At 70.6% G+C, this 12,826-nt stretch carries 12 protein-coding genes; 3 read left to right on the forward strand and 9 right to left on the reverse strand.

Annotated elements, in window-relative coordinates:
• Window positions 1-9 precede the first annotated feature (9 nt).
• The gene (locus SALPAC3_RS0109085) at window positions 10-1,251 is read left to right on the forward strand and encodes an MFS transporter (RefSeq protein ID WP_018220924.1); all 1,242 of its coding nucleotides are present in this window, start codon (window positions 10-12) and stop codon (window positions 1,249-1,251) included.
• A 262-nt stretch (window positions 1,252-1,513) separates the two neighbouring features.
• Here the strand turns inward: SALPAC3_RS0109085 and ctaD are convergent, their stop codons facing one another.
• The 7 genes from ctaD to SALPAC3_RS28300 all read right to left on the reverse strand — a co-directional run bounded on the left by ctaD (window position 1,514) and on the right by SALPAC3_RS28300 (window position 8,785).
• Complete coding sequence (gene ctaD, locus SALPAC3_RS0109090) at window positions 1,514-3,274, reverse strand: aa3-type cytochrome oxidase subunit I (protein ID WP_018220925.1); 1,761 nt, start codon at window positions 3,272-3,274, stop codon at window positions 1,514-1,516.
• Between the two features lie 174 nt (window positions 3,275-3,448).
• On the reverse strand, window positions 3,449-4,558 hold the full coding sequence (locus tag SALPAC3_RS0109095) for an FAD-dependent monooxygenase (protein ID WP_018220926.1): 1,110 nt from the start codon (window positions 4,556-4,558) through the stop codon (window positions 3,449-3,451).
• A gap of 136 nt (window positions 4,559-4,694) precedes the next feature.
• Window positions 4,695-6,491 carry a glycoside hydrolase family 15 protein gene (locus SALPAC3_RS0109100; RefSeq protein WP_018220927.1) on the reverse strand — a complete coding sequence of 599 codons (1,797 nt, stop codon included), beginning with the start codon at window positions 6,489-6,491 and terminating at the stop codon, window positions 4,695-4,697.
• Window positions 6,492-6,837: 346 nt separating this feature from the next.
• The gene (locus SALPAC3_RS0109105; RefSeq protein ID WP_018220928.1) at window positions 6,838-7,119 is read right to left on the reverse strand and encodes an adhesin; all 282 of its coding nucleotides are present in this window, start codon (window positions 7,117-7,119) and stop codon (window positions 6,838-6,840) included.
• 278 nt (window positions 7,120-7,397) lie between these two features.
• On the reverse strand, window positions 7,398-7,829 hold the full coding sequence (locus SALPAC3_RS0109110) for a nitroreductase family deazaflavin-dependent oxidoreductase (RefSeq protein ID WP_018220929.1): 432 nt from the start codon (window positions 7,827-7,829) through the stop codon (window positions 7,398-7,400).
• Between the two features lie 174 nt (window positions 7,830-8,003).
• The gene (locus SALPAC3_RS0109115) at window positions 8,004-8,597 is read right to left on the reverse strand and encodes a pentapeptide repeat-containing protein (protein ID WP_018220930.1); all 594 of its coding nucleotides are present in this window, start codon (window positions 8,595-8,597) and stop codon (window positions 8,004-8,006) included.
• Window positions 8,573-8,785 carry a hypothetical protein gene (locus SALPAC3_RS28300; protein ID WP_018220931.1) on the reverse strand — a complete coding sequence of 71 codons (213 nt, stop codon included), beginning with the start codon at window positions 8,783-8,785 and terminating at the stop codon, window positions 8,573-8,575. The genes SALPAC3_RS0109115 and SALPAC3_RS28300 overlap by 25 nt, the downstream gene beginning before the upstream one ends.
• Before the next feature lie 15 nt (window positions 8,786-8,800).
• On the opposite strand from SALPAC3_RS28300, the gene SALPAC3_RS0109125 reads away from it, so the two are divergent.
• A complete protein-coding gene (locus SALPAC3_RS0109125; protein WP_018220932.1) occupies window positions 8,801-9,445 on the forward strand; it encodes an NAD(P)-dependent oxidoreductase in 645 nt (214 codons plus the stop codon).
• Here the strand turns inward: SALPAC3_RS0109125 and SALPAC3_RS0109130 are convergent.
• Window positions 9,439-10,098 (reverse strand): DUF6642 family protein, encoded by a 660-nt coding sequence (locus SALPAC3_RS0109130; RefSeq protein ID WP_018220933.1) that lies wholly within the window; start codon window positions 10,096-10,098, stop codon window positions 9,439-9,441. The genes SALPAC3_RS0109125 and SALPAC3_RS0109130 overlap by 7 nt on opposite strands.
• A 181-nt stretch (window positions 10,099-10,279) precedes the next feature.
• Complete coding sequence (locus SALPAC3_RS0109135; protein WP_026185379.1) at window positions 10,280-11,887, reverse strand: DHA2 family efflux MFS transporter permease subunit; 1,608 nt, start codon at window positions 11,885-11,887, stop codon at window positions 10,280-10,282.
• Between the two features lie 340 nt (window positions 11,888-12,227).
• On the opposite strand from SALPAC3_RS0109135, the gene SALPAC3_RS0109140 reads away from it, so the two are divergent.
• Window positions 12,228-12,821, forward strand: a complete 594-nt coding sequence (locus tag SALPAC3_RS0109140) for a dihydrofolate reductase family protein (RefSeq protein ID WP_018220935.1) — start codon at window positions 12,228-12,230, stop codon at window positions 12,819-12,821.
• Window positions 12,822-12,826: the final 5 nt, after the last annotated feature.

Consider the following 12,826-nt stretch of genomic DNA (forward strand, 5'->3'; position numbering starts at 1 on the left):
CGGGCAAGGATGTCCCCGGAGGTACGGACCGACGTGAACCTGAAGCCTTACCGGGCGGCACTCGCCCTGCCCGGTCTCCGGGCCCTACTGATCGTGGCGGTGCTCGCCCGGATCCCGCTCACCACGATCGGTCTGACCCTGACGTTCTACGTCGTCCAAGACCTCGACCGGGGGTACGCCGCCGCCGGGCTGGCCGGCGCCGCGATCACCGTCGGCGCAGCCCTCGGCGGCCCACTGCTGGGTCGCCTGATCGACCGGCGCGGCCTGCGGCCGGTCCTGGTGTTGACCGCCGTCGCCGAGGCGGTGTTCTGGTCCACCGCGCCGCTGCTGCCGTACGCGCTGCTGCTGCCCGCTGCCTTCCTCGCCGGTTCGCTGGCGCTGCCGATCTTCGCGGTGGTGCGCCAGTCCATCGCGGCCATCGTGCCGGCGGAGGAGCGCCGGCCCGCGTACGCGCTGGACTCGGTCTCGGTGGAGTTGGCCTTCATGATCGGGCCGGCCCTGGCCACCCTGGCGGTCACCACCATCTCCGCCCGGACCACGCTGTATCTGGTGGGCGCCGCCATCGTCACCGCCGGCATTGGGCTCTTCCTGCTCAACCCGCCAGTCCGGGGCGCCAGCGAGGCGGCCGGCCCGCGCCGTAGGGTGCCGCGGCGGGAGTGGCTCACCGCCCGGATGGTCGCCGTGCTGGCGGTCAGCGCCGCCGCCACCGTGGTGCTGGGCGGCACGGACGTGGCCGTGATCGCGGTCCTGCGCGACAACGGCGATGTGGGCTTCACCGGCGTCGTACTGGGCATCTGGGCGCTCGCCTCGCTGATCGGCGGCTTCGCGTACGGGGCGATCACCCGGTCCCCGTCGCCGCTGGTGTTGCTGGCGGCGCTGGGCGTCGCCACGATCCCGGTCGGGCTGGCCGGAGCGAACTGGTGGCTGCTCAGCCTGGTGCTGATCCCCGCCGGCCTGCTCTGCGCCCCCACCATCGCCGCCACCTCGGACGCGGCCAGTCGGCTGGCGCCCGCGGACGCCCGCGGTGAGGCGATGGGGCTACACGGCTCCGCCATCACCGTCGGTGTCGCGGTCGGCGCCCCGCTGGCCGGAGCCGTCATCGACGCGTCCGCGCCGGCCTGGGGCTTCGCCGTGACCGGCGCGGTTGGTGCGCTGGTCGCGCTGGCGGTGCTCCCGGTGCAGCTGCGCCGCCGCCGGGAAGCCGAGGCACCGGCCCCCGTTCCCACGCCCGAGCTGACCCACGCTGCGTGAGCTGTTGCCGCACCGGTGGGGCTACCGGGGGCGGCTCGGCAGCGGTCACCGGGACGGAACTCCACCGCTGCGGTAACCCCGGCACCCGCTGGTGACGACCTGGCAGCCACCGATTGGTGGCGGGTGGTCCCGGCGCTGGGGGGGTGTGGTTCTACCGGGGGTGTGGTTCTACCGGGCCTGCCGCCCGGTCCAAGACCGACGACGGGCGCCGGCCCGGGTGTTCCCCGGAGCGGCGCCCGTCGTCGGTGCGTACGGCGAGGCGTCAGCGGCGGTCCTGGTCGCTCGCCACGTCCTCCTGGTAGCTGGCGCCACCGTCGGCTTCCCTGGTCAGTAGCTTGACCCCGCCCTCCGCCGGGCCGGCCGTCAGGGTCTGCCCGGTGGCCAGCTCGGGGAACTTGTGGTCGAACGCGGGCCGCTCGGAGCGGATTCGCGGCATCCGGTCGAAGTTCCGCAACGGCGGCGGCGAGCTGGTCGCCCACTCCAACGAGTTACCGTGCCCCCACGGGTCCTCGACCTCGACCACCGGACCGGACTTGTACGACTTCCAGCAGTTGTAGATGAACGGCAACGTCGAGATGCCGGTGATGAACGCGCCGATCGTGGAGATCATGTTCAGCGTCGTGAAGCCGTCGATGGCCTGGTAGTCGGCGTACCGCCGGGGGAAACCCTCGTTACCGAGCCAGTGCTGCACCAGGAAGGTGGTGTGGAAGCCAACCATGGTCAGCCAGAAGTGCACCCGGGCCAGCCGCTCGTCGAGCATCCGGCCGAACATCTTCGGGAACCAGAAGTAGATGCCGGCGAAGACGGCGAAGACGATCGTGCCGAAGAGCACGTAGTGGAAGTGGGCCACCACGAAGTACGAGTCGGAGACGTGGAAGTCCAGCGGCGGGCTGGCCAGCAGCACCCCGGTGAGCCCACCGAAGAGGAAGGTGACCAGGAAGCCGACCGAGAAGAGCATCGGTGACTCGAAGCTGATCTGCCCCCGCCACATGGTGCCGATCCAGTTGAAGAACTTCATGCCGGTGGGGACGGCGATGAGGAAGCTCAGGAAGCTGAAGAAGGGCAGCAGCACCTGGCCGGTGGCGAACATGTGGTGCGCCCAGACGCTCATCGACAGGGCGGCGATGGCGACGGTCGCGGCGACCAGGCCCTTGTAGCCGAAGATCGGCTTGCGGGAGAAGACCGGAATGATCTCGGAGACGATGCCGAAGAACGGCAGCGCGATGATGTACACCTCGGGGTGCCCGAAGAACCAGAAGAGGTGCTGCCACAGCAGCGGCCCGCCGGTCGCCGGGTCGTACACGTGGGCACCGAGGATGCGGTCGGCGGCGAGCGCGAAGAGCGCGGCGGCCAGCAGCGGGAAGATCAGCAGCGCCAGCAGGCTGGTGACCAGCATGTTCCAGGTGAAGATCGGCATCCGGAACATGGTCATGCCGGGCGCGCGAAGGGTCAGGATCGTGGTGATCATGTTGACCGAGCCGAGAATCGTGCCCAGACCGGAGATCGCCAGACCGACGACCCACATGTTGGCGCCCACGCCCGGCGAGTGCTCCACGCTACTCAGCGGGGTGTAGGCGAACCAGCCGAAGTCAGCGGCGCCACCCGGCGTGATGAAGCCAGCGGTGGTCAGGGTGCCGCCAAAGAGGAAGAGCCAGTAGGCGAAGCTGTTCAGCCGCGGAAAGGAGACATCCGGGGCGCCGATCTGGATCGGCACCAGGTAGTTGCCGAAGGCGAAGACGATCGGCGTCGCGAAGAACAACAGCATGATCGTGCCATGCATCGTGAACAGCTGGTTGAACTGCTCGGGCGACAGGAACTGCAGCCCCGGCCGCGCCAGCTCGGCCCGCATGATCAGGGCCATCAGCCCGCCGATCATGAAGAACGCGAACGCGGTGACCATATACATGATCCCGATCTGCTTCGCGTCCGTGGTGCGCAGCAGCCGCGCGAGGGCCGACCCCTGAACCGGCTCTCGGACCGGCCAGGGCCGGGTCTCGACCGGCTTGGGTGCGACGGTGGTCACGAGTGGCCTCCGGTTCTCGGTTGTCCCGCTCGGCGCGCTGTGCGGTAAGCGGCCGTCATCCGCAAGGAGGATAGTCCCCGACAGGTGGCCCGGCTGCGTGGGGTGGCCGGGTACTCTGCCCGGACCCGGGTCGCATGTCCGCTCTCCGCCTCGGGGAGGGCACCCCGAATGGACTCACAGTGGTCCCAGGAGCAGTCGGTAGTGCTCGCCGAAGATACGCCCACCCCGCCCACGCAACAGCGGGTCCCGCAACGCCGGTGCGACGTCCCGGGTCCGGTTGCGGTCCCGGGTCCGGTCCCGCACCCAACGGGTCCGCGGGCGGCGACGGCTCTCGTACGCCGTCAGGGCCGCGTCGATGTCACCGGTCGACTTCTGCAGCGACTCGGCGAGCACGACGGCGTCCTCGAGCGCCATCGCGGCGCCCTGCGACAGGGTCGGCGCGGTGGCATGCGCGGCGTCCCCGACCAGCAGCACCCGGCCCCGGTGCCAACGGCCCAGCTCGACCTCCTCGGTCACGGTGACGTGCACCTGGTCCAGACAGTCCAGCACCTCGGGAATCGGTCCACCGTAGTCGCAGAACAACTCATCGAGCCGGGCCACCGGGTCAGCCGGCGTGACGGCGCCGGTCTCGTCGGCGTAGCAGTACAGCCGACCGGGGCCGACCGGAACGAGCAGGAAGCCGGCTCGATGGCCGAGCAACGCGGTCCACTCCGCCACCGGTGGTCCGTCGCGCACCACGGCCCGGTAGACCACCTGACCGGTGGGGCGGGGCGGGCCGCCCAGCGCGGCGAGGGCCCGGACCTCGGACCGCGGACCGTCGGCGCCGACCACCAGGTCGTACTCGGCGATGACACCGTCGGCAAAGGTGATGCCGACCGTCGTCGGAAAGAGGTCAACGGCGTCGAGCCCAACTCCGTACCGCACGGCTCCGCCGGCGGCGCTGAGCAGGACGCGATGCAGTTCGCTGCGGAGCAACGCCCGGCACGGGCCGACTCCGGACCAGAGCGCGTCGAGGTCGACCTCGCAGAGCGGCGCGTTGGTGGCGTCGCGGTAGTACTGCCGGTGGATCACCTGGCCAAGCGGGCGGAGCGGGCCGTCCAGGTCAAGCTGGCGCAGCGCCCGATCCGCGTTGCCCGGCAGGAACAGGCCGCTGTCCACCAGGTCGTTGGGGGTGAGCTTGTCGATCAGATCCGGTCGAAAGCCCGCCATCCGCAGCGCCCGGGCCACCGCAAGACCGGCGAGACCCGCACCGACGACGAGAATGCGCAGGGGGAAGCCACCCATGATGGTGTACGCCTCCGGGAGGGGTCGGGGGGCACGCGTTGGAGGCAAGACATTACTTGGGGCGATCGACCCGCACCAGAGTTCGGCTGTCGCCGCCGGGCACGCGGTGGAACCCCGGCAACTCGCCGGGCCCGCCCTAGTCAGTGGTCGGGTCGGTCAGCCGCCAGGCGGCATTGATCAAACCGATGTGGGACAGGGCCTGCGGGGTGTTGCCGAGCTGCGCGCCGGTATCCGGGTCGATCTGCTCACTGAGCAGCCCGACATCGTTGGCGTACCCGGCCACCCGCTCGAACAGCGCCGCAGCCCGCTCCCGCTCCCCGGCCAGCACCAGACACTCGACCAGGAGGAAGCTGCAGAGCAGGAAACCGGCCGGGTCGGTCTCCCACCGCCGGATCAGCCCACCCCCGGCGCCCAGGACCCGCTCCACCGCGTCGATCGTGGCCCGCATCCGCGGATCGGTGGCCGGAAGGAAACCCACCACCGGCAGGAACAACACGGAGGCGTCCAGCTCGTCGGAGCCGAACGCCCCGGTGTACGCGCCGGCCCGCGCACTCCACCCCGACCGCAGCACGGTGCCCCGGATCTCGTCCCGGATCGTCGCCCAACGACGGGGGTCCGCGCGCTCGCCGAGCCGGGGCGCCAACGCCACCGCCCGGTCCAACGCCACCCAGCAGAGCACCTTCGACGACAGGTAGTGCCGATCGACGTCCCGGGTCTCCCACATGCCCCGGTCCGGCAACCGCCAGGTCTCGGCGACCTGCTCGGTCAGCCCGCACACCATCTCGCGCACCTCGTGGTCGAGCGGGTCGCCGAGCAGGTGCTGCAGGCGCCACACCGCCGCCACCACCTCACCAGGTACGTCGAGCTGCCGCTGCCGCCAGGCGTCGTTGCCGAACCGCACCGGGCGGCTCTCCGCGTACCCGCGCAGGTGCTCCGCGACGCGCTCGGAGATGTCCCGCTCCCCCGCCAGCCCAAACAGCACCGGCACCGGCTCGGCACCGACCTGGCCGATCGAATGCGCCGCCCAGGTGAACAGCCGGGACGCCTCCGCCGGGCAGGCCGCCACCCAGAGGGCGCGGAGCGTCATCGAGAAGTCACGCAGCCAGGCGTACCGGTAGTCGTAGTTGCGGTCTCCGCCGAGCTGCTCCGGCAGGGAGCTGGTGAGCGCCGCGGCGACCGCCCCACTGCGGGCATAGGTGAGCCCGGTGAGCACGACCGCGCTGTGCCGGACCAGCTCCGGGTAACAGCCCTGGTACCGGTGGGTCTCCCGGAAGGCCTCCCACGCCTGCACCGTCTCGGCCAGCATGGCCGACGGGTCCAGCCGCACCGACGGCGCACCGTACGCCGCCCGGTAGCCAGCCGCGAAGCTGACCGTCTCGCCGGCGGCGACCTCGAACTCGCTGTGCACCCGGTCCGTACCGGCGCACAGCGTCAGCGAGTCCGAGCAGAGCTCCACCACCGTCGCTCCGGCCACGGCCAGCACCGTCCCGCCTGGTTGGTCGTGCAGGTACGGGGTGAGCAGTCCGTGGTCCGGACGGGGCACGAAGTCCGACGCCAGCCGTACCCGCCCGGAGAGCCCTTCGACGCACCGCAGCAACACCGCGGGCGAGTTCAGGCCAAGCTGGTGCCCCCGCGCCCCACGTTCGGCGGCGAGCGCGTCGGTGACCGCGACGCTGCCCTGCGGCGTGTGGTGGACGGTACGCAGCACCAGGGTCTCCGGCCGGTACACGCGTTCCACGCGACACCCCGGAGCGTCCGCCCCGACCGGAGCCAGCTGCCAGTGGCCCGCCGCGGGATCGAGGAGCCGTCCGAAGACCGCGGGCGAGTCGAACCGGTCCGGGCACCACCAGTCGATGGAGCCGTTCCGGCCGACCAGCGCGCCGGAGCGACAGTCGGACAGAAACCCGTAGTCGGAGATCGCCGGCTGGTCCACCCACCGCGGATACCCCGAACCCGCCCGGTCAGACCGGCTCGAAGCTGCCCGGCGATTCGCCGCTGTCCCGCCGTTTGCTCCCAGGCTGGGCGGGAAGAGTCTGCCGACCGGCCCTTCGGCCTTCCAGCCCGGCCGCATCGATCCGGTCTCGCCAAGTCCCCGCTGGTGTACCGCCGTACGGCTGCGCTGGTGGGAGACGGCCAAGCGCGGCAACGTACCGATCAGGGTCGGACGGCGCCGTGCGCTCGTTGCCCCACCGCCGCCTGCGCAGCGGTGGGGCGCTCGGGTGGGAGACCGGCTGCCAGCTGCGCCAGCCCGGACGGGCGCGCACCGAGGAGAGCTCGGGTCACGGCTGCTCGGTGAAGCCGAACTGCACAATGCCCTCCTCGTCAACGGTCACGTCCACGGCGGCGTCCCCGAGCAACTCGGCCGCGTCCGAGTCGAGGAAGATCCGGGCGCCCTGGTTGTCCACCACCTGGTCACCGGCGAGGGGGCCCTCGACCAGTTGCACCGTGAGCGAGCCCTCCTCCGGATCGGCGGCGATCCGGACCCCGCCGTCATTCGCGACGTCCTGCTGATTGGCGAGGTCACGGATCACCAACACGGCGTTGTCGGTCATGGTCAGCATGGCGGAGCTCCTCGTGGTCCTGGGATTCGCCACCGGCCGCAGATGGGGCCGGGGAACGGCGGCGATCACCGCCGTGGCGCGGGACCGCGACGGGTCCCGCACGCCAACGGTGCCCCCTGGCGAGGCCGGCGTCATCCCGGGCCGCCAGCCCGTACCTGATCGGGTGAAAACCAGTGCTCCGGCCCGCTGGCCCCACCCACCGTGCTAACGCGGGGCGGACGCCGGGCTACTCGGGCCCGACGATGCCCCGCGCTCCGGGGTCGGCGGCAAGCTGCCGGTCAGCTCCGCTCGAGGACCACCACCGGGATCTCCCGGTCGGTCCGGGCCTGGTACGCGTCGTAATCCGGCCAGATCCCCGCCATCGTGGCCCACAGTCGCGGCTTCTCCGCCGGGCTCGCAACCCGCGCCCGGGCGGTGAACCGCTCCGCACCGACCTGCACCTGGACCTGCGGATCGTCGCGCAGATTGAGGTACCAGGCAGGATGCTTCGGCGCGCCCCCCTGAGAGGCGACCAGCAGGTACCCCTCGCCGTCGCGGCCGTAGATCAGCGCGGTACGCCGCAGCGAACCGCTCCGTCGCCCCCGGGTGGTCAGCAGCAACGTGAACACGCCGGGCCGAAATTCGTGCCCGTCCGCGCCGTCGGTGCGTTCGTACCGAGCGATGTGGTCGGCCACCCAATCCGTGGAACTGTCCTGCACCTGCTCGGCCATCAGCGACTCCCATCCTCTGTGATCGATCTATCGCTATCACGCTATCTCGTCCCACGGCCACCCGACCGGTTCGCCCGCTCCACGCAGCGGCAGCCAGCAAGCTCCGGTCGGCACCGCACGACCACCCGGGCGGCTCCGGTCGCGGCGGCGCGGTGCGGTGCCGGGAGGACCGGGTCAGCCGATCTGAAAGCCGAGCGCCTGGGCCAGCACCACCGCCTGCTCAGCGCTGACGATCGCCCCGGCCCGCTCGACCTCGATCGGATCAAGGTCGGTGAGGTCGCTGCCGCGCAGGTCGGCACGGGACAACTTCGCCTGCCGCAGCTGCGCCCCGGACAGGTCGACTCCGGTGACCGTCGCACCGCGCAGATCCGCTCGGATCAGGTCGGCCTCGCGCATCCGGACGTCAACGATGCGCGCACCACGCAGATCCGCACCCGGGAGCGCGACGAATGACCAGTCGCCGCCGACGATCGTCAACGGTCGCAGGTCACACTGGTCGAAGGTGCTACCGACCAGCTTGCAGCCGGTGAACTCGGCGGCGAAGAAGTTGCAGCGGCGAAAGACGCAGCGCGTGAAGGCGGTGTTCACGTGTCGGGAGGCGTTGAAGCTGACGTTGCCGAACGTGCACCCGGTGAAGAGCGTTCCCTGGATGTTCGCCTCAGTCAGATCGACCCGCTCGAAGTGGCAGCCGATGTAGTGCCGGTCGGCGATCTCCTCGCCATACCAGTCCTCGTCGCGGAGGGTTAGCCCATCGTGCTGATCCGGCATCGCGCCAGGCTACTGACCGGCACCGACAACAACGCCAACCGAACCGGCACAGCGACGACGGCGACGGCGACGGCGACGGCGACGGCGACGGCGACAACAGCGAACGAGGAGGCGGCGCCGGCAACGCTTGGCGTCGGTGCGGCGGCCGGGCCGGGATAGGCATTTCCCGGCGGCGGGCCGGCCGGCATCCCTAGCCTGAGTCCGTGGGCAACATCGTCATCTTCGGGGCCGGCGGAACCGCGGGCTCCCAGATCGCCCAGGAGGCGTTCCACCGCGGGCACCGGGTCACCGCTGCGGTACGCCGGCCCGAGGCCACCGCCTCGTCCCTACCGGCAGGGGTGCAGGTGGTGACCGGGGACGCGACCAGCGAGCGGAGCGTACGGGAGTTGGCCCCGGAGGCCGACGCGCTGGTGGTGGCGATCGGCGGCGGGGAACGCGGCCTCTGGCTCGACGCGGCGCGGACGCTGGTCACCGCACTGCGCGAGACACCGAACCCGCCCCGGATCATCCACCTGGGTGGCGGCGCCACGCTCTGCACCCCACGAGGCGACCGGTTCCTGGACCAGCCCGACTTTCCCCAGGAGTACCGGGACGCGGCGCTGGGCCAGGCCGACGCCCTGGCGTACTACCGCTCCGCCGCCGACGGGGTGCGCTGGACGTACGTGTCGCCTCCGCCGCTGGAGTTCCACCCCGGCGCCCGGACCGGGCACTACCGCACCGGCGGAGACCACCCGGTTACCGATCACGAGGGCCGGTCGGTCCTCAGCTACCAGGACATGGCCGTCGCGATCGTTGACGAGATCGAGAACCCACGGCACGAGAACACCCGCTTCACCGCCGCCTACTGACCCGGTACCGCCGGCCTGGTGTTCGGGGGGTGCGGCGGCCGGGCGGGTTGAACGGGCACCCGGGGGCGGACCGGCGGGCGCCAGGCACGGCCGTTGGCGTAGATCACCCGGAAGCCGAGGTACGAGGCGAGCGGCGCCCAGTGCGCCGAGCCCATCCGCAGCTCGGCCGCGTTGTGCCGCTGCCCGTTGGCGAGCACGTCGAGCAGGACGGTCTCGAAGGCGGCGGACTCCACCCAGTCGACCTCCCGGGTGAAGCCGCAGATCAGGGCCGCACCGGTGGACTCCAGGAAGGCTCGCAGCACCGCGTCGTTGGCGCGCAGCACCGAGCAGCTGCCGAAGTAGAGGCGCCGCCCCTCGCAGCGACCAGCCATCAGCTCGGCCACGTCGGCGAGGGCCACCGACTCCCAGTCGGTCAGGCGCAGCCGGCTGGGCTCGCCATGGGTGGCGAAGAAGCCGACCCGGTAGTCGGCGTACTGCTTGAGCAGCCACCGGTCGACGAAGTAGAACAGTTCATCCCGGGTCGCCGCGTCCTTGTGGATGAACCGGATCCGACTCAGTCGCTCCAGCAGTTCCAGGGTGGGTAGGACGGAACCGCGCTCGTTGAGGTCACGGTGCCACTGGCCCTCGACACAGAAGACGCCACCGCGCGCCACCTGGCACCTCCCTCGTCGGCGGCGCCGACGTTACCGGCTGGCCGGCGGGTGGGCCGGTTAGCACCGCCTGGTGTGGCGCGCGGGGCCGTGGCTCTCGCGGGCGGTCCCGGGCCCCAGGCGCCGGGTGGACCCGGGCGATGCCCTGGTGTCGGGGTCGCCGCGGCGACCCCGACACCGGAGTTCAGTGGACAACCACCGGCGTGCTCGGCTCGCCCGACTGGCTGCCCGGCTGGTCGTCGTGGGACCGCGACCGTTCCCGCCTCCGAGGCAGGAACGCGGCCGGGACGAAGGTGAGCAGCACCAGCACGAAGGCCACCCAGAACGTGGTGGCGAAGGAGTCGGCGGCGAAGGCGAGGCCACGCTCGATGAGCGTCGGGTCGGGGACCTGCTGGGCCAGTTCCGGCTGCCGCTGGGCGGCGATCGCCAGGCCCGCCTCGGTGACCGGCTCACCGTTCGGACCGGCCAGACCGGGGATCGGCCGGGATCCGTTCAGCTCGTTGGTGAGGATCACCGACATCACCGCCGCGCCGACCGAACCACCGATCTGCTGGATGATGTTCAACAGGGTGGAGCCGCGGGCTACCTCCGGCCCGGTCAGCGTCCGCAGCGCGGAGGTCATGATCGGCATCATCGTGCCGCCCATGCCCAGGCCCATGACGAACAACGAGCCACAGATCAACAGGTACGAGGTCTCTGGGCCAACCTGCGTGAAGGTGAAGAACCCGGCGGCGATCAGCACCAGCGCGAACGGCACCGTTCGCCCCACCGGCACACGGTCGGCGAGCGTCCCGGCGATCGGCATCGTCACCATCGCACCGATGCCCTGCGGCGCGATGAGGAGGCCAGCGTGCAGGGTCGACTCCCCGCGAACCTGCAGGAAGTAGCTCGGGAAGAGCAGACCGGCGCCCATGAACGCGACAATGAACACGAACATCGTCACCGACGCCACAGCCAGCCGACGGTTCCGGAACAGCCGCAGGTCGAGGAGCGGGTGCCGGGGCTTGAACGAGTAGCAGACGAAGGAGACCACCAACGCGGCGCCGATCAACATCGGCACCCACACCTCGGAGTCGGCGAAGGTGCCCACCTCGGGCAGCGTGGAGACGCCATAGAGGAAGAGCGCCAGCCCCGGGGAGAGCATCAGCATGCCGAGGAAGTCGAACGACTCGGACGGCTCCGGAGCGTCCTTCGGCAGGGCCAGCTGCGCGTAGACCAGGGCGAGTAGCCCGATCGGCAGGTTGATCAGGAAGATCCAGTGCCAGCTGGCCACGTCGATCAGCCAACCGCCGAGGATCGGCCCACCGATCGGACCGAGCAGCATCGGGATACCCAGGACGGCCATCAACCGGCCGATTCGGTGCGGTCCCGCCGCCCGGGTCATGATCGTCATGCCGATCGGCATCAGCATGCCGCCGCCGAGGCCCTGCAGCACCCGGTACGCGATCAGCTCGCTGATCGTGTCGGCGGTGGCGCAGAGACCGGATCCGATGGTGAACAGGGCCAGGGCGATCATGTAGAGGCGTTTGGTGCCGAACCGGTTGGCCGCCCACCCGCTCAGCGGAATCACCGTGGCCAGGGCGAGGGTATAGCCGGTCATCGTCCACGCGACCCGGGCGTAGGACGCGTCAAACTCACTCTGGAAGGTCGGTAGCGCGACGCTGACCACCGTCACGTCGAGGATCGCCATGATCGCGCCGAGCACGACCACGCCCGCCACCTTGAGCACCGCGGCGTCAAGCTTGTCCGATGTCGCGCCCGGCTGAGGGGACGCGACCGATTGTTGTGTCACGAATTCTCCTAATGTCGGATTGACCGAAGGAAGGCGGTGCAGGCACGCCACGGCGCCCGCCATCGGCAGCGGGTGGCCAGGAAAAAGCGGAACCGCAGGAAGGAACGGAACCGCAGGAAGACTAGACCTCCCCACCGACAGCCCGCCGTCGAATTTGACGCTCCCCGAAGCCCGCCGGAAGGTGTTCCTCGTCACGGCGTGGCCGCCCCGGGTGGCGATGTCGAAATCGCCGCCCCCGCTCCGTCCCACCCACGAAACCAGGACGACCGAGCGGAGGGTGAGGGCCCAGCTGCGCTCCTCCCTCCCGGCCACCGCAGAACGAGCACCGAGAGGAAACGGAATGCGAAAACTCATCGTGGTCAGTGCCGCGTCGATGGACGGCTTCTACGACGGCCCCGGAAACGGCGTGACAGTGCCGATGGAGAACTGTTTCGGCACCTACAACCTCGAACGGCTCCAGGCGGCCGACACCGTACTGCTCGGTGCGAACTCCTACACGATTTTCTCCAGCTACTGGCCCGGTGTTGCCGACGACAACTCCGCCTTCGAGGCCGACCGCGAATTCTCCAAGATCTACAACGTGGTCGACAAGGTGGTCGTCTCCGACCACGCCTCCCCGCCGCCGGCCGACCACCCCTGGGCCGACAACACCCGCATCATCAGCCGCGCCGACGCCCCCACCGAGATCGCCAAGCTCAAGGAACAGGACGGCAGGGAGATCGTCACCTGGGGCAGCCGGACCACCTGGAACGGACTCCTACAGCACGGCCTGATCGACGAAGTCCACGTACTCCTCGGCCCAGCCGCCCTCGCCGGCGGCACCCCGCTGTTCGAACACCCGGTCTCGCTCCGACGCCTCGGCGTACGCACCTTCGACAACTTCGACACCGTCCTACTCCGATACGGCGTACAGCAGCCATCCGCACAGCGGTGACCCAC

It is taken from the genome of Salinispora pacifica DSM 45544, assembly GCF_000378845.1.
Classification (GTDB): Bacteria; Actinomycetota; Actinomycetes; order Mycobacteriales; family Micromonosporaceae; genus Micromonospora; species Micromonospora pacifica.

Bases quoted from the DNA above. Each gene is read 5' to 3' on its own strand.
- SALPAC3_RS0109085 (WP_018220924.1), top strand. From the start codon at position 10: ATGTCCCCGGAGGTACGGACCGACGTGAACCTGAAGCCTTACCGGGCG.
- SALPAC3_RS0109095 (WP_018220926.1), bottom strand. From the start codon at position 4,558: ATGGGTGGCTTCCCCCTGCGCATTCTCGTCGTCGGTGCGGGTCTCGCC.
- SALPAC3_RS0109105 (WP_018220928.1), bottom strand. From the start codon at position 7,119: ATGCTGACCATGACCGACAACGCCGTGTTGGTGATCCGTGACCTCGCC.
- SALPAC3_RS0109110 (WP_018220929.1), bottom strand. From the start codon at position 7,829: ATGGCCGAGCAGGTGCAGGACAGTTCCACGGATTGGGTGGCCGACCAC.
- SALPAC3_RS0109115 (WP_018220930.1), bottom strand. From the start codon at position 8,597: ATGCCGGATCAGCACGATGGGCTAACCCTCCGCGACGAGGACTGGTAT.
- SALPAC3_RS28300 (WP_018220931.1), bottom strand. From the start codon at position 8,785: ATGCCGGCCGGCCCGCCGCCGGGAAATGCCTATCCCGGCCCGGCCGCC.
- SALPAC3_RS0109140 (WP_018220935.1), top strand. From the start codon at position 12,228: ATGCGAAAACTCATCGTGGTCAGTGCCGCGTCGATGGACGGCTTCTAC.